We start from the raw sequence: 21,234 nt of genomic DNA on the forward strand, positions 1-21,234 counted from the left end.
GGACCCGGCACGGCATGGAACGCCACACCATCGAGCCCCGCCCCGGCTGGCAGCAGACCGTCGAGGCGCAGGGCCTGATCTACCCGCTGACCCGCTACCCGGACGATTCGCTGCGCCCCTACTGGGACGAGAGCGCGTACTACTCCTTCACCCTCCCCGAGGTCGAGGCCCTGGAAGAGGTCGTCGAGGAGCTGCACGGCATGTGCCTGGTCGCGGCCGCGCACATCGTCGACCGGGACCGCTTCGCCGACCTCGGCATCGAGGACCCGCGACTGGCCGAGCTGATCGCCGAGTCCTGGCGCCGCCGCGACGAACTCCCCTCCCTCTACGGGCGGTTCGACCTGCACTACGACGGCAGTGGCCCGGCCAAGATGCTGGAGTACAACGCCGACACCCCGACCTCGCTGGTCGAGGCCGCCAGCCCGCAGTGGTTCTGGATGGAGGAGCGCTTTCCCGGCGCCGACCAGTGGAACTCGCTGCACGAGCGGCTGGTGGCGGCCTGGAAGCGGCAGGCCCCGCTGCTGCCGCCCGGCGCACCGCTGCACTTCGCGCACTCCGCGGGCGACGAGCTCGGCGAGGACCTGATGACCGTCGCCTACCTGGAGGAGACGGCCCAGCAGGCGGGCCTGGAGACCGTCACGATCTCCATGGAGGACATCGGCTGGGACCAGCTGTCCGGCCGCTTCGTCGACCAGCGCCTGCGCTTCATCCGCGCCTGCTTCAAGCTCTACCCGTGGGAGTGGCTGGCCACCGACGACTTCGGCCCGCACGTCCTGGACACCCTCGACAACGGCGGCGGCACCGGCTCCACCCTCTGGATCGAACCCGCCTGGAAAATGCTGCTCTCCAACAAGGCGCTGCTGGCGATCCTGTGGGAGCTGTATCCGGGGCATCCGAATCTGCTGCCCGCCTACCTCGACGGGCCGCGCGAGCTGGCACACACCCGTGGTTACGTCGCCAAGCCACTGCTCGGCCGGGAGGGCGCCGGGGTCACCCTGCACGAGCCCGGCGCCGACCCGGTCCTGCGCGGCCCCGACGACCCCTGCTGCTACCAGGAGCTGGCCCCCCTCCCGGACTTCGACGGCAACCGCGTCGTCCTCGGCGCCTGGGTCGTCGAGGACGAGTCGGCGGGCCTCGGCATCCGGGAGTCGGCGGGGCCGGTCACCGATGAGTACGCGCGGTTCCTGCCGCATGTGATCCGCTGAACCCGCCGGGGGTCCCGCTCGGGCGCCCCTGCGGGGATACAGCAGGAAGCCCCGTCCGGTGCACCGGACGGGGCCTGCGAAGCCGGCCCGTAAGGGGGAGAGCCTTCGGCATTCGCGACTACTTGTTGTCGCTGTCCCCACCACTGGGCTGCGGGTCGCGGGGCGCCTCCGGGGGCATGGGCCCGCCGTCGTGCTTGCCGCCGTCCGCCTCCATGCCGGCCGGGTGCCGGAATGGGACTCCGTGCCATCCTTCGGTGTCGGGCGTGCGCGTCTCGTACGTCTCAACGGCTGCGACGCTCATCTACCAACCTCCTCTTCCATGAGGGGCCATGCCGCCGTACCGTCAAGGCATGGCCAGTAGGCCCGCAGGGGATTCCCCGCGGTGCTCACCCGCCCCGGCCGCTCGACCTGTCCGGGTATTCCGCAGCCGGGGCGGGAGTCTTGATAGCGACAAGCTAGGGATGCTGAAGAGTTGGCCTCAACGACCTTGCGCGAACTTGCGCGCGCTCATCCGAGGGAATCGATCGCTGCTGTGAGCAGAGTCCGGGCCGGGGCCCCGTAGACAGCCAATTCGGCCAGGCCCGCGAAGGTGTGGGCGTACATGCTGATCTCGTGCGGCTGCGTGATGGTGAGAAGGGCAGCCACCAGCTCGACGCTGACCTGGGCTTCATCGAAGATCCAGAAGTCCTCCACCGGCCACAGCGCGGTACGGTCCGCGTGTAGCGGGATCACCCCGAGGCTGACGTGGGGCAGCGCAGCCAGAGACAACAGGTGTCCAAGCTGACCTGCCATCGTCGCAGCGCCCCCGATCTGGTGGCGAAGTGCGCTCTCCTCCAAGATCACAGCGAAGCGGCGCGGACCTTCGTACAGGATGCGCTGCTTGTCCACGCGGACTTGGACAGCTTCCTCCAGGTCGTCGGGAAGCCCCCGCCGATCCCGAATCGCCCGGAGGAGTGCCTCAATGTAGGCACGCGTCTGGAAGGGCCCCGGGATCAGCCACGACGAGTAGGCGCGGAAGTGTCGCGTTCGTTCCCACAGCGGGAGAACCGACTCCTGCGCACGGCGCAGTCCGGAGCGTTCCATGCGCCGCCACTCGACATAAGCACCATCAATATTGCGGGCGGTGGCGATCAGGTCGGCCGTCTGCCCCTCCGCTCCACAGTGCAGCGCCCACACCCGCAGGTCATCGTCAGACGGCCCGGTGCGGCCGTTCTCGATGCGGCTGCACTTGCTCTCATGCCAGCCGACTCGGGCAGCCAACTCCCGTGCTGTCAGACCCGAATCCTTGCGCATTTCACGCAGGCGCTTGCCAAGGGCCTCTCGGGCCTGCCGGACGCTGGACGACGACGTCATGTTCGAGTGTTCCGAGTGCGTACGGTCAGCCCGGCCGGTACTCCTCGTGAGGAGTCGCCTGTTCCCAGATCGCTTCAAACGCGGATACGCAGGCGCGGACCACACCGGGGTCGGTCACCAGCTCTTCACCGGTCATCTCCCCGTCACCGTTGAAGTGGTTGAACAGCACCGACGAACGGTCGAAGACCCAGCAGTCGTTGCCCGGCAACAGCAACGAAGAGGCTTGCCGACGGGGGAGCCAGCGCACCGACTCTCCGGCCTTGACGTTGTGTCCACCGGTGAGCGCGTGCTCGTACCGGATATAGGCGGATACGGGTTCCGAGACGACCCGCGCTCGGCGCACATCCACGCCACGGGCCACCGAAGCCGAGACAAGATCGATCCACCACGGCCATCGCTCGGCGGGGTCGAAGTGGTCGCCGGCGATCCACTCCTGGTACGCCTCGTCCAGCGCGTAGGCGTCCCTGGCCTCGTAGTGCCACGCGCTGTGCTGGGCCGACCGGAACAGCTCCTCAAATGTCGGCTCCGCCGTCGCCACCGCTCACCTCCGGGAAGAACTGCATCATGCGCTTCGGGAACTCGATCACGGTCTCATGGCTGGGAACGTCCATCTGCGCCAGGCGCTCAGGGTCCGTGACCCGCCACCCTTGCAGGACGTAGTTTCCGCTCTCATCGTCCAGGTACACAGTCGGGGAGCCGTTGTTCGGACTCTCGGGGTCCTTGCCCAGGCGGTGCAAAGCCATGGTGTCCTCCGTTGCCTCGGGTGACGATCAACATGTCCGAGCCTGGGCCTGAGCCGCCGCGGCGCGCCAGCGACTTGCACGAACTTCTACGTATTGAGCGATGCCGGCCCGAGAGCGGTCAAACGCCCGCCCCGGCTCTTGGCCACCCGGCGCACATCGGCAAGGGTTGCGGTCAATTCAACGGCCAGCAGGTGCAGTTCCCCGGGCGTCCACGCCCGTGCGGCAAGCACTTGGCGGGCCTCGTCGATGAGATCGTCGGCCGAGCTGAGCTGCTCCTCCTCGATCCGGTCGGCGACGCGGGAGACATATCCGGTCCCGTCGCCTGCCAGAAAGCACGGTTTGCCGTCCGGGCTGGTCCACGGCAGCAGCCGGACGAAGACCCTCGCTGTAGCGTTGGGCATGTCGTCAACTCCCTTGTAGTTGAGGGCCACGCCCCCGGGCCGTCCACCACGGTCGCGGGGGTCCTCTTCGTCTCGCGAGGAGGGCCTTCCTCGCTCTAGGCAACCGCTCCGCTACACCCAGCGGTACGGTGGCAAGGGAAGCGGCTTTTAAGAGCTTTAAGCGCTCGTGCACACCGGGGAGTTGACGGCTAGTGGGCACTCGGGAACCGAACCGGCACCTTGAACGGCTCTACCGGCAGACCGGCTGGACGCTGCGGCAGTTCGTCCAGGCCGTGAACCGCATCGGCACCGAGCGAGGAACCCCGCTCAAGTACCGCGAGCCGTCGGCCCATCAATGGTGTCAGGGGCACCTGCCGAAGGAGCAGGCCAGACCACTGATCGTGGAGGCCCTGGCGCGGAAGCTGGGACGTCCGGTTACGCATGCGGAGGTGGGATTCCCGCCCCCTGCCGGTAGCTCGGCCGCCCCTCCGAGCGCAGTGGAAGGGCTGATCGATCTCGGTAGGGGAGATATGGACCCCTCACGCCGCAGCGTTCTCGGTATAGGGCTCTTTTCCGTTGCGCTGACGGTGCCCAATTGGCCGGATGTGGTGGGGCGGATGGAAGCCGTTCAAACCGGCCGGACTCCGCGCATCGGCATGCCCGAAGTTGACACGGTCATCGCCATGACCGAACGGATCTCAGAACTCGATGACCAATTCGGTGGACGCCACGCCCGCCCCATGGCTGCGGCATTTCTCGTCAACACGGTCGCGCCATATCTACGGGCTGATGCGCCGGAATCGGTACGCAAGGCAATGCTGTCGGCAGCCTCCGATCTGTGCTATCTCACCGGATATATGGCGGTGGATGAGGGGGTGGAGGGGCTGGGGCAGAAGTATTACCTGAAGGCACTGGAACTGGCCGGCGCCTCTGAGGACCACCTCACGTATTGCACGACGCTGCGGGGTATGAGTGTGCAGGCAGTTGACCTGGGGCACGGCCGTGAAGCCCTGCGACTGGCCGATGCCGCTGCCGCCGCCTCTCCGCAAGCGGGCCCGCGTATGCTCGCCTTCCTTGCGGGGCAGCAGGCACACGCCGCTGCGCAAACAGGAGACCGCCACAAGGCACTGGCGCATCTCAAAGAGGCCGAAATTTCCATGGAAAAGGCCGAGGCGCGGGCGAAAGTCTTCGGGTCCTATGACCCGTCAGCTCTGCACTACCACGTCAGCCACGTTCGCCACGAGCTCGGAGACCTTCCCGGAGCCGTGACGGCGATGCGGGAATCGGACAGGTTGTGCTACGACATCTACCGCCGGTCCCGGGTGAAGGAACGGGCCACACTTGCCGAGTTCCAACTTGAGGTGGGGCACCTGGAAGCGGCTTGTGCGACCTGGAATGAAGCGCTGGACGAATATCCCCTGGTGCAAAGCGGGAGGGTCGACCGGCGCATGGGGAAGATGTTCCAGCTCATCCGCCCCCACCTCAACAACCACGCCGCCCGCGAACTCCACGAACGTGCCCGGCTCGTCACCCCGGCTGCACTCTCTGCCTGAGGCTGTCCCGTAACTGCTGAGCAGCGGTCCGCGCGTATCCCGGGGTCCGGCACAGGGGGATTTCGCCGCTGCCAGGATGTCGGCTCCAGCAGGGAACCTTTGGCCCGGTGAACCTTCCGCGCCGGGCCCGCGTCTCCCCCCGCGACCCCCACCACATGCCCAGGAGAACAGACCATGGCCGACAAGGACGTTGAGCAGACCGACGAGCGGGGATACGGCCCGGGGCCCTGGTGGGCGGACCTCGGGACGTGGGGGGCTGTCGCAGCGATCGTCCTCGGGAGCCTCGTGGCGGTATGGGTCTTTTTCCGGCTGCCCGGCACGCCAGAGGAGCCGGCGTCCGGCTACTACGGCGCCGCGAAGGTCATCGCCATCGGCCTGGTGGTTGTGGGAAGCACCTTGCTGGGCCGCCGTCGCACCCGGGCCGCAGCCATCGCGGAGACGAACGAACGGGAACGCGCCTGACGCCACCGGCCGGTGAGCAAAGTCAGACGGCGGCGACTTCCTGCATCCCGCAGCCCGCGTCCGGCCCCGTCTCACCCCTCCAGCACGCCCCGCAGCTGGTCGAGCCCCCAGTCCAGGTCCTCCTTGCTGATCACCAGCGGGGGCGCGATCCGGATCGTCGAGCCATGGGTGTCCTTGACCAGCACGCCGCGGGTCATCAGCTGTTCGGAGATCTCCCGGCCCGTGCCGTGCGACGGGTTGATGTCCACGCCGGCCCAGAGTCCGCGGCCGCGCACCGCGGTCACCGCGCCGCCGGCCGCCAGCTGCGCCAGCTCGCTGTGCAGATGCTCGCCCAACTCCGCCGCCCGCTGCTGGAATTCGCCGGTCCGCAGCATCGCGACGACCTCCAGGGCCACCGCGCAGGCGAGCGGGTTCCCGCCGAACGTCGAGCCGTGCTCGCCGGGGGCGAAGACGCCCAGCACCTCGCGGGAGGAGACCACCGCCGACACCGGCACCACGCCGCCGCCCAGCGCCTTGCCGAGCACGTACATGTCGGGAACCACGCCCTCGTGCTCACAGGCGAAGGTCCGGCCGGTGCGGCCCAGCCCGGACTGGATCTCGTCGGCGATGAACAGCACGTTCCGGCTGCGGGTCAGCTCCCGTACGCCCGCCAGATAGCCCGGCGGCGGTACCAGCACGCCGGCCTCGCCCTGGATCGGCTCCAGGAGGACGGCGACGGTGTTGGCGTCGACGGCCGCCTCCAGCGCGGCCAGGTCGCCGTACGGGACGATCTCGAAGCCGGGGGTGTACGGGCCGAAGTCGGCGCGCGCCTCGGGGTCGGTGGAGAAGGAGACGATGGTGGTCGTCCGGCCGTGGAAGTTGTTGTCCGCCACGATGATCTTCGCCCGGCCGTCCGGGACGCCCTTGACCTTGTAGCCCCATTTACGGGCCGTCTTCACCGCCGTCTCGACGGCCTCGGCGCCGGTGTTCATCGGGAGCACCAGCTCCATCCCGCACAGCTCCGCCAGCTGGGTGCAGAAGTCGGCGAACCGGTCGTGATGGAAGGCGCGCGAGGTGAGCGTGACCCGCTCCAGCTGCGCCTTGGCCGCGTCGAGCAGCCGGCGGTTGCCGTGCCCGAAGTTCAGTGCGGAGTACCCGGCGAGCATGTCCAGGTAGCGGCGGCCCTCGACATCCGTCACCCAGGCGCCCTCGGCGGTGGCCACGACGACGGGCAGCGGGTGGTAGTTGTGCGCGCTGTGGGCTTCGGCGGCGGCGATGCCGCGTTCCGTGGACGTCACCGGTGACTCCGTTCGGTAGGCCGTGCGGGCGCGGGCACTGCCGCGTCCCTCTCCATTGTTGCGCCCGCCCGGACCGCCCGGCCTGCGAAGATCCGCCGGACAGGGCCCCGGGGGTGTCTTAGACTCTGCGATGCGCACCGCGACTGGCGTACGGGGAAGCAACCTCGAGGAAGCGGTGTGCGGCAACCATCACGAGGTGCCGCCCCGCCTGGGCACCCCGGGACCACGACCGGAAACACCGATCGACCGCCCCGGAGGACGCCATGTCACAGCCCCGCATGTCCCAGCCCCTTTCGCATCCCGCGCTGAGCGCCGCCGACCCCGAACTGGCCGCACTGGTCGGCGCCGAGGAGCAGCTCCAGGCCGACACGCTGCGACTGATCCCCAGCGAGAACTACGTCTCCGCCGCCGTCCTGGAAGCCACCGGCACCGTCCTTCAGAACAAGTACAGCGAGGGGTACGCGGGCCGTCGCTACTACGAAGGCCAGCAGAACATCGACCAGGTCGAGACGCTGGCCGTCGAGCGCGCCAAGGCCGTCTTCGGCGTGGAGCACGCCAACGTCCAGCCGTACTCCGGCTCGCCCGCGAACCTCGCCGCCTACCTCGCCTTCGCCGAGCCCGGCGACACCGTGCTGGGCATGGCGCTGCCGATGGGCGGCCACCTCACGCACGGCTGGGGCGTCTCGGCGACCGGTACGTGGTTCCGCGGCGTCCAGTACGGCGTCCGCCCGGACAGCGCGCTGATCGACTTCGACGAGGTGCGCGACCTGGCCCGCAAGGAACGCCCGAAGATCATCTTCTGTGGCGGCACCGCCGTCCCCCGCACCATCGACTTCGCCGCCTTCGGCGAGATCGCCCGCGAGGTCGACGCCGTCCTCGTCGCCGACATCGCCCATATCGCGGGCCTGATCGCGGGCGGCGCCCACCCCTCGCCCGTGCCGCACGCGGACGTCATCTCCACCACCACCCACAAGACCCTGCGCGGCCCGCGCGGCGCGATGCTGATGTCCCGGGCGAGCCACGCCAAGGCCGTCGACAAGGCCGTCTTCCCCGGCCTCCAGGGCGGCCCGCACAACCACACCACCGCCGCCATCGCGGTCGCGCTGCGCGAGGCGGCCGCCCCGTCCTTCCGCGACTACGCGCACGCCGTCGTCGCCAACGCCAAGGCGCTCGCCGAGGCGCTGCTGGCCCGCGGCTACGACCTGGTCTCCGGCGGCACCGACAACCACCTGGTGCTGATCGACCTCACGTCGAAGGAGGTCTCCGGCAAGGTCGCCGCCAAGGCGCTGGACCGCGCCGGGATCGTCGTCAACTACAACACCGTCCCCTTCGACCCCCGTAAGCCCTTCGACCCCTCCGGCATCCGCATCGGCACCCCGTCCCTCACCTCCCGCGGGCTGGGCACGGACCGGATGCCGCTGGTCGCCGAGTGGATCGACCGCAGCGTCCAGGCGGCGGCGAAGGGCGACGAGGACGCGCTGACGGTGATCCGCGGTGAGGTCGCGGAGCTGATGGCCGCCTACCCGGCGCCGGGGCTGCCGACGGCCTGAACGGGCGGCGCGGCGGGGTGCGTCCGGCGGGGCGGCTCCGTGCCCCTGCCGGTCCGGCGCACCGGCAGCGGGTCCCCGCCCTCCCGGCGCACCGGCACCCCGCCCGGCTCACCGGCCGTGCTCAGCCGGTGAGCCGTGAGCCGGTGAGCCGTCAGCCGGTGAGCCGTGAGCCGGTGAGCCGGACCGGCAGGATCTCGGTGCTGTTGCCGATGAAGCTCTGGTGCGGCGGCAGCTCCGCGTCCGGGACGGCGAGGTCCAGTGCCGGGTAGCGGGTGAAGAGCGCCTCCAGGGCCACGGTCGCCTCCAGCCGGGCCAGTGGCGCGCCCAGGCAGTAGTGCGGCCCGTGGCCGAAGGAGAGATGCCGGGTGGCGGGCCGCCGGGTGACCTCGAACCGGTCCGCGTCGGGCCCGTACGCCTCCGGGTCCCGGCCGGCCGCCGAGTAGGAGGCCAGCATCGGGGTGCCACGCGGTACGACCGTGCCGCCGAGCTCCAGGTCCCGGACCGGATAGCGGAACGGGAAGTGGGCGACCGGACTGTCGTGCCGCAGCGTCTCCTCGACCACGTCGTCCCAGGTCGCCCGCCCGGCCCGGACCAGCTCCAGCTGGGCGCGGTCGGTGCACAGCGCCCGCACCGCGTTGGTGATCAGATTCAGCGTGGTCTCGTGCCCGGCGATGATCATCAGCAGCAGGGTGCCGACCAGCTCGCGTGCGCTCAGCCGGTCGCCGTCCTCCTCCTGGGCGGCGATCAGCGCGCTGGTCAGATCGTCGCCGGGGTCCGCCCGCCGGGCCTCGGCGACCTGCCCGAGGACGGCGGTGATCTCCCGGTTGGCCGCCTGCACCTCGGCGGCCGTGCCGGACGTGCCCACGATCAGATGGGACAGCTCGTGCAGCCGGTCGCGTAACGCGGCGTCCACGCCCAGCAGTTCGCAGATCACGCTCATCGGCAGCGGATAGGCGAAGTGCCGGCGCAGCTCCACCGTCCCGTCGGCCCCGGCGGCGCCCGGCAGCCCGTCCAGCAGCCCGGCCGTCAGCTCCACGATCCGGGGCCGCAGGGCCGCCACCCGCCGCCCGGTGAACACCTTGGTCACCAGGCCGCGCAGCCGCCGGTGGTCCGCGCCGTCGGCCGTGGTCATCCCGTCGACGGTGGCGAAGGTGGTGAGCGGCCAGCCGGGCGGCACGGTGCCGTCGTGCAGGGCCGTGAAATGGCAGGCGCTCTTGGCGACTTCGGGGTGCGCGAGGACCTCCCGCAGCACCGCGTGGTGGGTCACGGCGACCGCGGGCACCTCCCCCGGCAGGACGACGGGGACCACCGCCCCGGCCTCCCGCAGCAGCGCATCGGCCGCGGCCCGGCCGGCACCGCCGGGAGCGAGCCGGTGCGGCGCCCCCTCGGCGGCGTGCGCGGGGCAGGTGGCGGCGCCGGGCGGGGGTAAGGGCGCGGGGCCGTCGGCGTCGGGCGGTCGGCGGCTCGCGGAGGCGGGGCGGCGGGCTTCCTCGGAGATCGGCTGTCCGTCGGTCATCCGACCCACGATTCCAGCTGCCGCCCGCCCCGAACAGAGCGCCGCGAACCGGCGACGCGGCGCCGACGGCCGCCGGTCCCGTCGCCGCATACGCCACCACAGGCCGGGCCTCCCTTGCCGACCTGAGACAATCAATGGCATGGCTCTCGATCGCCCGCCCGTCGCCCACCACCACCCCCAGGGGAATGGCTCCGCCATGCAGCAACGTCCGCGTGTGCTCTCCGGCATCCAGCCCACGGCCGGCTCCTTCCACCTCGGTAATTACCTCGGTGCGGTACGCCAGTGGGTGGCGCTCCAGGAGTCCCACGACGCCTTCTACATGGTGGTCGACCTGCATGCGATCACCGTTCCGCAGGACCCCGCGGAACTGCGCAGCAACACCCGGATCGCGGCCGCCCAGCTGCTGGCCGCCGGTCTCGACCCGGAGCGCTGCACGCTCTTCATCCAGAGCCATGTGCCCGAGCACGCCCAGCTCGGCTGGGTCATGAACTGCCTCACCGGCTTCGGCGAGGCGTCCCGTATGACCCAGTTCAAGGACAAGGCCGCCAAGCAGGGCGCCGACCGCACCTCCGTCGGCCTGTTCACGTACCCGATCCTCCAGATCGCCGACATCCTGCTCTACCAGGCCCACCAGGTCCCGGTCGGCGAGGACCAGCGCCAGCACATCGAGCTGACCCGCGACCTCGCCGAGCGCTTCAACAGCCGCTACGGCGACACCTTCACGATGCCGGCGCCGTACATCCTCAAGGAGACGGCGAAGATCTACGATCTCCAGGACCCGTCGGCCAAGATGAGCAAGTCGGCCGCCAGCCCCAAGGGCCTGATCAACCTCCTCGACGAGCCGAAGGTCTCCGCGAAGAAGGTCAAGAGCGCGGTCACGGACACCGACACGGTGATCCGTTACGACGCCGAGAACAAGCCCGGCGTCTCCAACCTCCTCACCATCTACTCCACCCTCACCGGCACCTCGATCCCGGAGCTGGAGCAGAAGTACGAGGGCAAGATGTACGGCGCGCTCAAGACCGATCTCGCCGAGGTGATGGTCGATTTCGTCACACCGTTCCGGGACCGTACGCAGGAATACCTGGACGACCCGGAGACGCTGGACGCCATCCTGGCCAAGGGTGCGGAGAAGGCCCGCGCGGTAGCCGCCGAGACCCTCGCCACCACCTATGACCGGCTCGGATTCCTGCCGGCCAAGCACTGACGCCACCCCCTCGCGCGGCGGGCCACGGCCGGCCGCGCGGACCCCGCCGAGCCAGGGGGCCCCGCCCGTGGGCCCCTTGTCCGCTCGCAACAGGACCGAGGACGCTCCCCGATAAGGGCGCGCACCCGGCACACTAAGAGGGTGCGCGAGCGCGCCGCACACACGTCAGGAGGGAGAACGCAGTGGGGACCGTAACGCTGGGCGTTTCGATCGCGGTCCCGGAGCCTTACGGCAGCTTCCTCCAGCGGAAGCGCGAGAGCTTCGGGGACCCTGCCGCACCCGGCATCCCCACGCATATCACCCTCCTCCCGCCGACGGAGGTACGGACCGAGGCGCTGCCCGCCATCGAACGCCACCTCGCCGAGGTCGCCGCCGGCTGCCGCCCGTTCCCGCTCCGCCTGGAAGGCACCGGGACCTTCCGCCCGCTCTCCCCGGTCGTCTACGTCAAGGTCACCGACGGGGTCGCGGGCTGCACCGCCCTCCAGGCCCGGATCCGCGCCGCTTCCGGCCCCTGCGCCCGTGAGCTCCTGTTCCCGTACCACCCGCATGTGACCATCGCCCACGGCATCGCCGAAGAGGACATGGACCGCGCCCAGACCGGGCTCCGGGACTTCACCGCGACCTGGACCATCGGCGGCTTCGCCCTCTACGAGCAGGGCGCGGACGAGGTGTGGCGCCTGGAGCGGGAGTACCCCTTCGGACCCCAGACGGCCGCCGTCCCCCGCCAGGCCGCCGATCTCGCCCGCCCGCCGGCGCCCTCCTGCTGACGGCCGCACCCCCCGCCCCGGCCCGTGATGGCCGCACGGCACGTATGAGTGTGCGCGTTTCCGGGGTACCCGGACGCTAGTGTTCCGGAACCGCCGGAACTTGCCGGAACGCCCGGAGCGCCGGCCGCCACCCCTGCCCGACCCGGCGGCCGACCGGGCACGAGGGGACTGCCATGAACTGGTTGAGCACACTCCCGGTGATCGGACCGGCCGTCCGCCGGCTGATGACCACGCACCTCTGGCGCGCCTACGAACGCATGCTCCGGGTGCACTGGACCAGGCTCGCCGCCGCGATCACCTTCACCAGCTTCGTCGCGCTCTTCCCGCTGCTCACCGTCGCCGCCGCGATCGGCGCCGCGCTCCTCAGCGACGCCCGGCTGCACACGCTGGAGAACAAGCTCGCCGAGCAGCTCCCCGGCCTCTCGGACCGGCTCGACATCGCCGGACTCGTCGACCACGCGGCCACCGTCGGCCTGGTGGCCGGTGCCGCGCTGCTGCTGACCGGCATCGGCTGGGTCGAATCGCTGCGCGACTGCCTGCGCGCCGTATGGGAGAAGCCCGACGAGGACATCAACTTCTTCCTCGGCAAGCTCCGGGACGGCGCACTGCTGCTCGGCGTGGGCGGCGTCGCGGTGCTGTCCCTGGCCTGTTCGACGTTCGCGTCCGCCGCGGTGGGCAAGGTGGCGGAGGCGATCGGCCTCCCGGAGGGCGGCATCGGCAGCGTGCTGCTCTCCGTCGCCGGATTCGTCATCGCCGTCCTCGCGGACTTCCTGCTGCTCGCCTACATACTGACCAGGCTGCCCGGCGTCCATCCGCCGCGGCGTGCCGTCATCGTCGCGGGCCTGCTCGGCGCGATCGGCTTCGAGCTGCTGAAGCTGCTGCTCAGCGGCTATCTCCAGGGTGTCGCCTCGCGCAGCATGTACGGCGCCTTCGGCACCCCGGTCGCCCTGCTGCTGTGGATCAACTTCACCGCGAAGCTGCTGGTCTACTGCGCTTCCTGGACGGCCACGGACGGGGAACGGCACGGGGAGAGCGAGGAGCTCAAGGTCCCGGAGGGGCCGGGCGGGGGAGAGGGGCAGGAGCGGCTGAACGGGCCGGAGGGGCAGTCCGGGGCCGGGAGGCCGGACGGGCCCGAGGGGCGGGAGCACCCCCGGGCGGCGTAGCCGTAGCCGTAACCCCGGCTACGCGTCCCCTGCCGCGCGCTCCCATCTCCCGCCCGCCGTCGCTCACTTACGGGCTCCCTTACGGGCTCACTTACGGGGCCGACGCCCCCGCACCAGCTCCGGCAGCGGCCAGCGGCGGTGCACGGCGAATGCCACGACGCCGAGCAGCGCCAGCGCCCCGGTGGTGAGCCCCAGAGCCGTCCAGGCGCCGCTCTTGGCGCCGGCGCCGTCCAGCGCGGCCTGGGTGCTCCGGTCCGCGTTCTTGCCCTTGTCCTTGGCGTTCTCCGCGCCGCTGCCGTCGTCCTCGCTCAGGGGGCCGACGAGCCGGCCGACCGGCTCCACCTTGTCGGCCGCCGCGAAGCCCCAGTCGAGCAGCTTGGCGGCCTCCCGGTAGCCCTCGTTGTGCTCCTTCTTCTCCGGGTTCATGACGGTGACCAGGAGCTTGCGGTCGCCGCGCTGGGCGACGCCGGTGAAGGTCGACCCCGCGTTCGTCGTCGAGCCGTTCTTCACCCCCGCGATGCCGGGATACGGCTTGATGTCGTAATCGCCGCTCAGCAGCCGGTTGGTGTTCTGGATGCCGAACGAGGCCCGCTTGCCGTTCTTGCCCTTGTCACCGGGGAACTGCGCACTGGCCGTCGAGCAGTACTCCCGGAAGTCGGGGTTCTGGAGCCCCGACCGGGCGAACAGGCTCAGGTCGTACGCGCTGGAGACCTGGCCCGGCGCGTCATAGCCGTCCGGGGTCACCACATGCGTGTCGCGGGCGTTGAGCTCCTTCGCGTGCCGCTGCATCTGCTTGACGGTGGCCGCGGTCCCGCCGTTCATCGCCGACAGGGTGTGCACCGCGTCGTTGCCGGACCGCAGGAAGACCCCCAGCCACAGGTCGTGGACCGAATAGCTCAGGTTCTCCCTTATCCCGACGAGGCTGCTGCCGGCGCCCATCCCCGCGAGGTCGGCGGGCTTGACCGTGTGCTTCTGGTCCTTGGGGAACTTCGGCAGCACCGTGTCGGCGAACAGCATCTTCAGTGTGCTGGCCGGCGCCAGCTGCCAGTGGGCGTTCTTGGCGGCCAGCACCTTGCCGGACTCGGCGTCGGACACGATCCACGAACGGGCGGTGAGGATATCCGGGCCCGGCAGCTTCGGCGCGCCCGGCGTCTGGGCCACCTGGACGCCGGGGGTACCCAGCCGGTCCCCGCCGATCTGCGACATCTTCGCCGGCGGCTTGGGGGCCTTCGGCTCCTTGGGGTCGGCATGGGCCGTGCCGGCCAGAAGAGGGGTGGCCAGCAGTCCGGAGGAGGCCAGTGCGGCGACGGTGCGCAGGGGGAAGCCGTGTCGCGCCGCACGTCCGGCGTTGCCGGTCGTGGCCGAGGCGTTCGGGGCGGTCGGGTCGGTGGAAGCCGTGGAAGCACTGAAGGTCGTCGGCACGTCGGTGAACGTACCCGCCTTTGCCCGGGACGCCGACAGCACCCCACGGAAGAGTGCCCCTGCCGACCGCCGGATGGAGCCGCTGCCCATACTGGGACGTATGAAGCTCTCGCGCCCCGTGTCCTGGTTCCTGCTCGCCTTCGGGGTGTGGAGCTGGTTCATCTGGATCACTTTCGTCAAAAACCTCTGGCAGGACGGGAGCGGTCTCGCCTTCGACGATGCGGGTGACCCGACCGCCTACTTCTGGGTCCATCTGCTGCTCGCGGTGGCGTCCTTTCTTTTGGGGACGGTGATCGGGGTGATCGGGTTCCGTGGTGTACGGGCCTTGCGCCGCGAAGCCGCGACCCACACGCCCGAACCGCCTTCCTCCTCCTCGTCCGCCTCCTGAATCACAGGCACGGGGAGACGCCGTGATCTTCGCGCTGATCGTGGTCCCGGTCCTCGGACTGTTCTTCGGCGTGCACCGCTACCTGTGGTGCCGACTCGTCCGTGACACCACCACCCCCGGCAGCCGGCCCCGCCGCACGGGCACCGTCGCCGCCTTCGTCCTCCCCCTGACCACCCTCGCCACCCTGCTGGCCGCCCGCGCCGGCGCCCCCTTCCCCCTCCAGCAGGCCCTGGCCTGGCCCGGCTATCTCTGGCTGGCCCTGGTGCTCTATCTCACACTGGCGCTGCTGGTGGGAGAAGTGGTCCGCGCCATCTGTCTACGGGCCCTGCCCGACCGTGAGCCCCCGGAACGCACCCCGTCACCCACCGGCCCGGCACGTGGGACCGGCCCCCAGTCCCCGCCACCGCCGCCCGACCGTTCCCCCGACCCGCCCCCTGACTCTTCCCCGAACCCTTCCCCGGAACTTCCCCCCACGCCGTCTCCCACGCCGTCTCCCACGCCGTCCCCCACGCCGTCCCCCACCCCATCCTCTGGCTCTTCCCCCACACTCCTCCCGCCCCGTACGCCCGCCCTGCCGCCGGTGGCCACCCCGCCCCGCCGCCTCTTCCTCGCGCGGGCGGTCGCCGCAGGCGCCTCCCTGGCTGCCACCGCAGCCGTCGGCTACGGCACCTACACCACCCTCCGCGGCCCGGTGGTCAAGCGCGTCACCATCCCGCTGGCCAAACTGCCGCGCAAAGCCCACGGCTTCCGGATCGCCGTCGTCAGCGATATCCACCTGGGCCCGATCCTCGGCCGCGCCCACACCCGGCGCGTCGTCGAGACCATCAACCGCACCCACCCCGACCTGGTGGCCATCGTCGGCGACCTGGTCGACGGCAACGTCACCGACCTCGCCCCGGCCGCCGAGCCACTGCGCGAACTGCGGTCCCGGCACGGCGCCTTCTTCGTCACGGGAAACCACGAGTACTACTCAGGCGCCGACCAATGGGTCGACCACGTACGCGAGTTGGGCATCCACCCGCTGGAGAACGCCCGCATCGAACTCCCCGGCTTCGACCTCGCCGGCATCAACGACGTCGCGGGCCAGACCGAACGCGCCGGCCCCGACTACGACCAGGCCCTCGGCGACCGTGACCCCGCCCGCGCCGTGGTCCTGATGGCGCACCAGCCGGTCACCATCCACGACACCGTCCGGTACGGCGTCGACCTCCAGCTCTCCGGCCACACCCACGGCGGCCAGATGTGGCCCTTCACCTACATCGCCGACGCCACCAACCCCACCATCGCCGGCCTGGAACGCTACGGCGACACCCAGCTCTACGTCTCCCGCGGCGCGGGCACCTGGGGGCCGCCGGTACGCCTTGGCGCGCCGCCCGACATCACGGTGGTCGAACTCGCCTCCCTGCGCGCTTAGATCGCTACGCTGATCACCGCGCGCAGGGGTTGCGCCGCGAAGGTAACAACCCCTCTACAAAGTGCAGCGCAATCCTGCGCTAAATCGGACAGATCCCGACTTTCGATCTTGCAACACAGGGGCGTAACTCCCTAGTATTTATTGACTTTACGTTGTCCTTACCGTGCCGGCTCTGCGGGCGCACGAGGGGGACGAGCGGGGAACGGGGAGAGCGTCATGGGCAAGCACTTCAAGGTTGATCTGGACGAGCTGGACGGCGTCGTGCGCCAGCTTCGGCATCTTCAGCACGACATGAGCGAAACCGGCCAGAACGTCGAGTACGGCACCAACGTTCCGAAGTCGGCATTCGGGATCAACTTCGGCGAAGCGGAGGAAGTCTCCCACGCCCATGACCGCATGCAGACGTATCTGAAGGACGTCGTCAAAGCACTCCAGGACCTCACCCACAAGTTCGGCGAGAAGACGGAATCGAGCCGTGGTGCTTACGAGGACCAGGATCACGAGACCAAGGCCTCGATGAACGGCTGACCTTCCACGGCGACGCAGGGATGAGGACGAGAGGGATGAAGATGAACGGGGGCCGCCGTGGTTAGTCCCATGGAAGCTAACGACAGCCGACAGGCCAGCGAGAGGATGCAGAAGGAGGCGGCGGAGCGCGACGCGCATGAGCGGGACAACAAGGTGAAGTCCTTCAAGGGCGAGCGCTTGACCCCGCATTCTCCTTCCGACTTCCACCACCACGGTATCAATGCGCTCCGCAAGATGATCGAGAACGCCAAGCCGGAGACGCTTGAGACGGCTGGCGACCACTGGCGTAAGTCCGCCGATCTGCTCGGCGGGCACGACGGACACGGCGGGGTCCGCAAGAAGTTCATGGATGCCGTCGATCACGCGACGGCGCACTGGGAGGGCTCGGCGGCCGACGCGTTCCGCAAGGAAGCCATCAAGGTACTCGGCAAGATCGACAAGACCTACCAGCATGCCCGGAAGGCCGAGGCGTCGTTGATCGGCTCGCGTGAGTCGGGCCCGCACGTCGGCCTCGCCCACAATCTCCGCCAGGCGGTGACCGCCATGTCGAAGATCCATGACCCGGGCGACTGGGACAGCTTTACGGACGACAGCGGCGACGACGCCCAGTTCCACCGGGACATGGCCAACCCGAAGATGGACGCCCGCCAGGCGCTGGAGCTCAACCGGGACAAGCTGTCCCTGAGCAAGGAGCGCCAGGTCGAGGCGGTCGTTGTGATGGATGAGCTGGCGGACCATTACAAGGGACGCACCAAGATCTGGATCGAGGACGGCGACGACGGCCTCCACGGCGACTGGCCGAAGGAGCCCTCGAACACCCCGCATCCGCCATCGGTTCGGATGCCTGACACGGCCGACAGGTACCACCCGGACCCGTCGTCGGTCACCCCGCACCAGCCCAACGGCGCGGGCGGTGGAGCGGTCCCGTCCGGCTTCGACGGTCCCAAGCTCAGCCGTCCGGACCTCCCGGTCCAGACCGGGCTCGACAGCGTGCAGGGCGGCACCATGACCCCGCCCTCGCTTTCCGGTGGGCATCACGGTGTCCCCTCCGGTGGCGGACATGGGGTGGTCGGTGGTCCCGGCGGAGGCCCGGGCGGCGCGATGCCGCCGGGTCCCATGGGTGTACCGGGGGGTGCCCTGCGGCCTGGTGGTGGTCGCGGTGCGCCTGGTGCCGGAGGTATGCGCGGAGGTATGCCGGGCGCGGGTGCGGCAGGCGGCGCCAAGGGCGGCAAGGCCGGAGTGGCCGGACGCGGTGGTGCGCAGGCGCGTACGCGTGGCGGCATGGTCGGCAAGCCGGGCGGTCCCGCGGGCGGTGCCAAGCAGGGCGGCGCGGGCCTGCACCGCAGTCGTGGCGGCCAGCAGGCCGGCATGGGAGCCGCCGGAGCCAAGGGCAAGGACAAGAAGGAGAAGGAGCGCACCACTGGTCAGCGCCCCGACTACCTGGTCGAGGACGAAGAGACGTGGACGCCGGAACGTAATGTGGCGCCCCGCGTCATCGAGTAGGACGCCGGCGCCGTCATACGGCGGCTGGTAAGGAGTGGCCCCGCGCCCGAGGGTGCGGGGCCTTCTCTTCTGATGGAACACTGCCGCCGGACAGCACAGCGAGAAGGAGCCAAGCATGAGGGTCACCCGAACACTGCGTGCGACGGTGGGTGCCGCGCTGACCGGCGCGCTGCTCATCACCGCGAGCGGTACCGCCTCCGCGGATCAGACGCGCAAGGATCTGTGGCCGTTGGAAGCGTTCGGGGCCGAGCAGCTGTGGAAGGAGGCCACCGGTAAGGGCGTGACGGTGGCCGTGCTCGACACCGGCTTTCGGCAGACCCATCAAGATCTGAAGGGCCAGTTCCTTCCCGGGCCGGATTTCGGGAAGGCGACTCAGGAGGAAGGCGCCCAAGACCTCGAGCCGGGTGAGAACATCCTCGACCACGGGACCGGCATGGCGGCGATCATCGCGGGCCACGGCCACGGCCCGGGGGGCTCCGAGGGTGTCAAGGGGCTGGCGCCCGATGCCAAGATCCTTCCCGTGCCGGAGTACAAGAACTCCGGGTTGGCCACTCGCTGGGCCGCGGACCATGGCGCTGACGTCATCAATATGTCCTACACCGAAGGTCGTTCGGCGGACACCTGCGAATCCATCCACTACGCCATTTCAAAGGGCGCCGTGGTGGTAGCCGGTATGGGCAACGAATCTGTGACCGACAAAAACTATCCGGTGGGCTGCCCGGGTGTGATCGGTGTCGGTGCGGTCGATGAGTACGGCAAGTCGGCTGAGTTCAACAACTACAACTCCGACATGGATCTGCTCGCGCCTGGCGTCAAAATCCCTGCCGCGACGGGGAAGAACGACACGAGCTACCACACGGAAAACGGCAACTCGGGCTCGACCGCCTACGTCTCCGCCGCAGCCGCCCTCCTCAAGGAGAAGTACCCCAACCTCACTCCCGGCCAGATCGCCAACCGTCTGGTGAAGACGGCCGGTCTGCCCCAGGATCAGAAGGGCCTCAAGCTCCCGGACGCGCACTACGGCTACGGCTTCATCCAGCCCGGCCCCGCCCTGCGGAAGGACATCCCCGCGGGCGCCAAGGAGGGCCCGCTGCCGATGCCGAAGGGCAAGGCGTCCTCACAGCTGGATGCCGGCGCGCAGGACGCCGACCCGCCGATGGGCGGCAAGGAGATGATGAACAGGGCCCTGCTCTACGGCGGCATCGGCGTCGGCGCTCTGGTGGTCATCGGGGCCGTCATCGCCATCGTCCTGGTGTCCCGTCGCCGCAAGAGCGCCAGCGGTCAGACCTGGGGCTGAGCCGCCCTCCGCAGCCCCACCGCGAAGACCCCGTGCGGCCGGTCGTGGCCGACTCGGAGAGAGTCAGAAGGAGAAGGCCGTGGCCCACGGCTCGCAGACTTCGGCGCCACCTGAGGCACCGGACGTGGCGCAGATACTGCGAGTCAATCGGCTTGCCCTGGCCCGGCTCATGGCGGTGCGTTTGCTGATCGCCGGCCTTCTGGTGGCAGTTCCGGTGGTGATATCCCGTGTGACGGGGGTGAACTCGTTCTTCCTTGCTCTGCCCATTCCTGTCGGTGCGGGCGTACTCATCATGACGGTGTGGCGCGCCGTTTACGGAATCCGTGTCTTCCAGTGCGCGAAAGTGCTCCGTCACTACCCGCTGGAATTCCATCCCCGGGTGCTCATGAAGCGTGCGAAGTGGACTGAGTACGGCGATGTCCACCAGATCCGCGTGACGACGCGAGGGCAGCACGGGGCGCCGCTGATGCTGGCGATCAATGCGGCGGGGCGTCGGCGTTGGCCGGAAGAGGCGGAAGAAGGCGCGTGGTTGGCGGGTGACCTGCCCTTCGGCGGTGTCCTGGTGGTGCCGGGGAGTAATGCCCTGCTGTTCCTGAAGCCCGCGGATTGGGACAAGACCGCGCGGAAACGGGAGGAGGCCGGCGCGCAGCGGCTCGCAAGGGCCCAGCAGGCCGGGCTGCACCAGATGACCAACCGGTCGTGGATGATGAGGATCGGGGCATGAGGCGGCACCGAGGCCGGACCGGGGCCGCCGCCTGGACAGTGCGCTTCCCGTCCCGCCCCGCCCGGAGATAAATCGGGCGACGGCTCCCAGGGCCCGCTGTTAGTTTCGGGCATCATGGAACCCGTAGGTGAAAAAGAAATACGCTCCTCCTTCGTCAATTGCTCGAAGGGGGAGGCGAGCCGGATGAATTTGCCCGTGGGGCTGGCTGAACTCCCTTGGGGGGAGCTGGACTTCCTGGGGTGGCGGGATCCGGGGGCGCCGGACCGGAGTTATCTGGTGGCGCCGCGGGGTGACGGGATCATCGGGGTGACGCTGCGGCGGCCGCAGGGGGTGCGGCGGAGTTTCACCAAGACGACGGTGTGTTCGGTGTGTGTGACCGGGCATCCCGGGTCCGGCGTCAGTCTGCTCGCCGCGCGGCGGGCCGGGCCGTTGGGGCGGCAGGGGAACACCGTCGGGACGTATTTGTGCGCCGACCTCGCGTGCTCGCTCTACGTGCGGGGGCGCAAGCGGTCCCAGCTTGCCGGGCGGCATGAGGAGACGCTGCCGCTGGAGGAGCGGATCGCTCGTACCGTGCGGAACCTGGATGCCTTCCTGGACAAGGTTCTTGAGGGGGAGTGAGTGAGCGGCGCGCCCGCCACCGCCGTGGCGCCTGCGCCAAGCCCTCCCGCCCCGAAGCCGCCCGCCCCGTTGCCCCCACCCTGAAGCCCCACCAAGATCCTCAGCACCAAATCCCCCACCCTACCCACCAGTTCCGGTTGCGGCCGGTCCGCCGTCGACAGATC

22 protein-coding genes and 1 riboswitch are annotated in these 21,234 nt (G+C 69.9%); of the genes, 14 read left to right on the top strand and 8 right to left on the bottom strand.

Annotation, left to right across the window (positions count from 1 at the left end):
* Positions 1-14 precede the first annotated feature (14 nt).
* Positions 15-1,205: a glutathionylspermidine synthase family protein gene (locus tag QT196_RS24915; protein ID WP_290355728.1), complete on the top strand. Its 1,191-nt coding sequence runs from the start codon at positions 15-17 to the stop codon at positions 1,203-1,205.
* A gap of 118 nt (positions 1,206-1,323) precedes the next feature.
* On the opposite strand, the gene QT196_RS24920 is transcribed toward QT196_RS24915, so the two are convergent.
* The 5 genes from QT196_RS24920 to QT196_RS24940 form a co-directional block, all read right to left on the bottom strand.
* The gene (locus QT196_RS24920; RefSeq protein WP_168481051.1) at positions 1,324-1,506 is read right to left on the bottom strand and encodes a hypothetical protein; all 183 of its coding nucleotides are present in this window, start codon (positions 1,504-1,506) and stop codon (positions 1,324-1,326) included.
* Between the two features lie 206 nt (positions 1,507-1,712).
* The gene (locus QT196_RS24925; protein ID WP_168481052.1) at positions 1,713-2,558 is read right to left on the bottom strand and encodes a helix-turn-helix transcriptional regulator; all 846 of its coding nucleotides are present in this window, start codon (positions 2,556-2,558) and stop codon (positions 1,713-1,715) included.
* A 25-nt stretch (positions 2,559-2,583) separates the two neighbouring features.
* The gene (locus QT196_RS24930; protein ID WP_168481053.1) at positions 2,584-3,096 is read right to left on the bottom strand and encodes a DUF6879 family protein; all 513 of its coding nucleotides are present in this window, start codon (positions 3,094-3,096) and stop codon (positions 2,584-2,586) included.
* Entirely contained in the window at positions 3,071-3,301 is a 231-nt protein-coding gene (locus QT196_RS24935; protein WP_168481054.1) for a hypothetical protein, read from the bottom strand. Before QT196_RS24935 ends, QT196_RS24930 begins: the two co-directional genes overlap by 26 nt.
* A gap of 86 nt (positions 3,302-3,387) precedes the next feature.
* Positions 3,388-3,702: a hypothetical protein gene (locus tag QT196_RS24940; RefSeq protein ID WP_168481055.1), complete on the bottom strand. Its 315-nt coding sequence runs from the start codon at positions 3,700-3,702 to the stop codon at positions 3,388-3,390.
* Positions 3,703-3,893: 191 nt separating this feature from the next.
* On the opposite strand from QT196_RS24940, the gene QT196_RS24945 reads away from it, so the two are divergent.
* Together QT196_RS24945 and QT196_RS24950 are read left to right on the top strand one after the other, a co-directional pair.
* On the top strand, positions 3,894-5,234 hold the full coding sequence (locus tag QT196_RS24945; protein ID WP_168481056.1) for a tetratricopeptide repeat protein: 1,341 nt from the start codon (positions 3,894-3,896) through the stop codon (positions 5,232-5,234).
* Between the two features lie 174 nt (positions 5,235-5,408).
* Positions 5,409-5,696 carry a hypothetical protein gene (locus tag QT196_RS24950; RefSeq protein WP_168481057.1) on the top strand — a complete coding sequence of 96 codons (288 nt, stop codon included), beginning with the start codon at positions 5,409-5,411 and terminating at the stop codon, positions 5,694-5,696.
* A 71-nt stretch (positions 5,697-5,767) separates the two neighbouring features.
* Here the strand turns inward: QT196_RS24950 and rocD are convergent, their stop codons facing one another.
* Positions 5,768-6,973, bottom strand: a complete 1,206-nt coding sequence (rocD, locus tag QT196_RS24955; RefSeq protein ID WP_290355729.1) for an ornithine--oxo-acid transaminase — start codon at positions 6,971-6,973, stop codon at positions 5,768-5,770.
* Between the two features lie 129 nt (positions 6,974-7,102).
* A riboswitch (ZMP/ZTP riboswitch) is annotated at positions 7,103-7,194 on the top strand.
* Between the two features lie 57 nt (positions 7,195-7,251).
* On the opposite strand from rocD, the gene glyA reads away from it, so the two are divergent.
* A complete protein-coding gene (glyA, locus tag QT196_RS24960) occupies positions 7,252-8,523 on the top strand; it encodes a serine hydroxymethyltransferase (protein ID WP_168483955.1) in 1,272 nt (423 codons plus the stop codon).
* Positions 8,524-8,674: 151 nt separating this feature from the next.
* On the opposite strand, the gene QT196_RS24965 is transcribed toward glyA, so the two are convergent.
* Entirely contained in the window at positions 8,675-10,039 is a 1,365-nt protein-coding gene (locus tag QT196_RS24965) for a cytochrome P450 (protein WP_168481059.1), read from the bottom strand.
* 196 nt (positions 10,040-10,235) lie between these two features.
* Between QT196_RS24965 and trpS the strand changes: the two genes are divergently transcribed.
* From trpS to QT196_RS24980, 3 genes are all read left to right on the top strand, one after another.
* Positions 10,236-11,246: a tryptophan--tRNA ligase gene (trpS, locus tag QT196_RS24970; protein WP_248001649.1), complete on the top strand. Its 1,011-nt coding sequence runs from the start codon at positions 10,236-10,238 to the stop codon at positions 11,244-11,246.
* A 182-nt stretch (positions 11,247-11,428) separates the two neighbouring features.
* Positions 11,429-12,013 carry a 2'-5' RNA ligase family protein gene (locus QT196_RS24975; RefSeq protein ID WP_290355730.1) on the top strand — a complete coding sequence of 195 codons (585 nt, stop codon included), beginning with the start codon at positions 11,429-11,431 and terminating at the stop codon, positions 12,011-12,013.
* Positions 12,014-12,186: 173 nt separating this feature from the next.
* Entirely contained in the window at positions 12,187-13,176 is a 990-nt protein-coding gene (locus tag QT196_RS24980) for a YihY/virulence factor BrkB family protein (protein WP_168481062.1), read from the top strand.
* An 87-nt stretch (positions 13,177-13,263) separates the two neighbouring features.
* Here the strand turns inward: QT196_RS24980 and QT196_RS24985 are convergent, their stop codons facing one another.
* Positions 13,264-14,688, bottom strand: coding sequence for a D-alanyl-D-alanine carboxypeptidase (locus QT196_RS24985; RefSeq protein WP_290355731.1), 1,425 nt, complete (start codon positions 14,686-14,688; stop codon positions 13,264-13,266).
* 10 nt (positions 14,689-14,698) lie between these two features.
* Here QT196_RS24985 and QT196_RS24990 point away from each other — a divergent pair, with 10 nt between their 5' ends.
* The 7 genes from QT196_RS24990 to QT196_RS25020 all read left to right on the top strand — a co-directional run bounded on the left by QT196_RS24990 (position 14,699) and on the right by QT196_RS25020 (position 21,070).
* A complete protein-coding gene (locus QT196_RS24990; protein WP_168481064.1) occupies positions 14,699-14,986 on the top strand; it encodes an SCO4848 family membrane protein in 288 nt (95 codons plus the stop codon).
* Positions 14,987-15,008: 22 nt separating this feature from the next.
* Positions 15,009-16,400, top strand: coding sequence for a metallophosphoesterase (locus tag QT196_RS24995; protein ID WP_290355732.1), 1,392 nt, complete (start codon positions 15,009-15,011; stop codon positions 16,398-16,400).
* A 216-nt stretch (positions 16,401-16,616) separates the two neighbouring features.
* Positions 16,617-16,928, top strand: a complete 312-nt coding sequence (locus QT196_RS25000; protein WP_290355733.1) for a hypothetical protein — start codon at positions 16,617-16,619, stop codon at positions 16,926-16,928.
* Positions 16,929-16,997: 69 nt separating this feature from the next.
* Positions 16,998-18,431, top strand: coding sequence for a hypothetical protein (locus tag QT196_RS25005; RefSeq protein WP_248001296.1), 1,434 nt, complete (start codon positions 16,998-17,000; stop codon positions 18,429-18,431).
* Positions 18,432-18,546: 115 nt separating this feature from the next.
* Positions 18,547-19,728 carry a S8 family serine peptidase gene (locus tag QT196_RS25010; RefSeq protein WP_290355734.1) on the top strand — a complete coding sequence of 394 codons (1,182 nt, stop codon included), beginning with the start codon at positions 18,547-18,549 and terminating at the stop codon, positions 19,726-19,728.
* 124 nt (positions 19,729-19,852) lie between these two features.
* Positions 19,853-20,452: a hypothetical protein gene (locus QT196_RS25015; protein WP_168481068.1), complete on the top strand. Its 600-nt coding sequence runs from the start codon at positions 19,853-19,855 to the stop codon at positions 20,450-20,452.
* A gap of 114 nt (positions 20,453-20,566) precedes the next feature.
* Complete coding sequence (locus QT196_RS25020) at positions 20,567-21,070, top strand: FBP domain-containing protein (RefSeq protein ID WP_168481069.1); 504 nt, start codon at positions 20,567-20,569, stop codon at positions 21,068-21,070.
* Positions 21,071-21,234 lie beyond the last annotated feature (164 nt).

The organism is Streptomyces sp. P9-2B-2, from assembly GCF_030406865.1.
Lineage (GTDB): Bacteria > Actinomycetota > Actinomycetes > Streptomycetales > Streptomycetaceae > Streptomyces > Streptomyces platensis.

What these genes read in the sequence shown, in the direction of transcription:
- QT196_RS24940 (WP_168481055.1), bottom strand. Translation starts at nt 3,702, where the DNA reads ATGCCCAACGCTACAGCGAGGGTCTTCGTCCGGCTGCTGCCGTGGACC.
- QT196_RS24920 (WP_168481051.1), bottom strand. Translation starts at nt 1,506, where the DNA reads ATGAGCGTCGCAGCCGTTGAGACGTACGAGACGCGCACGCCCGACACC.
- QT196_RS25010 (WP_290355734.1), top strand. Translation starts at nt 18,547, where the DNA reads ATGAGGGTCACCCGAACACTGCGTGCGACGGTGGGTGCCGCGCTGACC.
- QT196_RS24985 (WP_290355731.1), bottom strand. Translation starts at nt 14,688, where the DNA reads ATGGGCAGCGGCTCCATCCGGCGGTCGGCAGGGGCACTCTTCCGTGGG.
- QT196_RS24915 (WP_290355728.1), top strand. Translation starts at nt 15, where the DNA reads ATGGAACGCCACACCATCGAGCCCCGCCCCGGCTGGCAGCAGACCGTC.
- QT196_RS25000 (WP_290355733.1), top strand. Translation starts at nt 16,617, where the DNA reads ATGGGCAAGCACTTCAAGGTTGATCTGGACGAGCTGGACGGCGTCGTG.
- QT196_RS25005 (WP_248001296.1), top strand. Translation starts at nt 16,998, where the DNA reads ATGGAAGCTAACGACAGCCGACAGGCCAGCGAGAGGATGCAGAAGGAG.
- QT196_RS24980 (WP_168481062.1), top strand. Translation starts at nt 12,187, where the DNA reads ATGAACTGGTTGAGCACACTCCCGGTGATCGGACCGGCCGTCCGCCGG.
- QT196_RS24950 (WP_168481057.1), top strand. Translation starts at nt 5,409, where the DNA reads ATGGCCGACAAGGACGTTGAGCAGACCGACGAGCGGGGATACGGCCCG.
- QT196_RS24925 (WP_168481052.1), bottom strand. Translation starts at nt 2,558, where the DNA reads ATGACGTCGTCGTCCAGCGTCCGGCAGGCCCGAGAGGCCCTTGGCAAG.
- QT196_RS25020 (WP_168481069.1), top strand. Translation starts at nt 20,567, where the DNA reads ATGGAACCCGTAGGTGAAAAAGAAATACGCTCCTCCTTCGTCAATTGC.
- QT196_RS24990 (WP_168481064.1), top strand. Translation starts at nt 14,699, where the DNA reads ATGAAGCTCTCGCGCCCCGTGTCCTGGTTCCTGCTCGCCTTCGGGGTG.
- QT196_RS24935 (WP_168481054.1), bottom strand. Translation starts at nt 3,301, where the DNA reads ATGGCTTTGCACCGCCTGGGCAAGGACCCCGAGAGTCCGAACAACGGC.
- trpS (WP_248001649.1), top strand. Translation starts at nt 10,236, where the DNA reads ATGCAGCAACGTCCGCGTGTGCTCTCCGGCATCCAGCCCACGGCCGGC.
- glyA (WP_168483955.1), top strand. Translation starts at nt 7,252, where the DNA reads ATGTCCCAGCCCCTTTCGCATCCCGCGCTGAGCGCCGCCGACCCCGAA.
- QT196_RS24965 (WP_168481059.1), bottom strand. Translation starts at nt 10,039, where the DNA reads ATGACCGACGGACAGCCGATCTCCGAGGAAGCCCGCCGCCCCGCCTCC.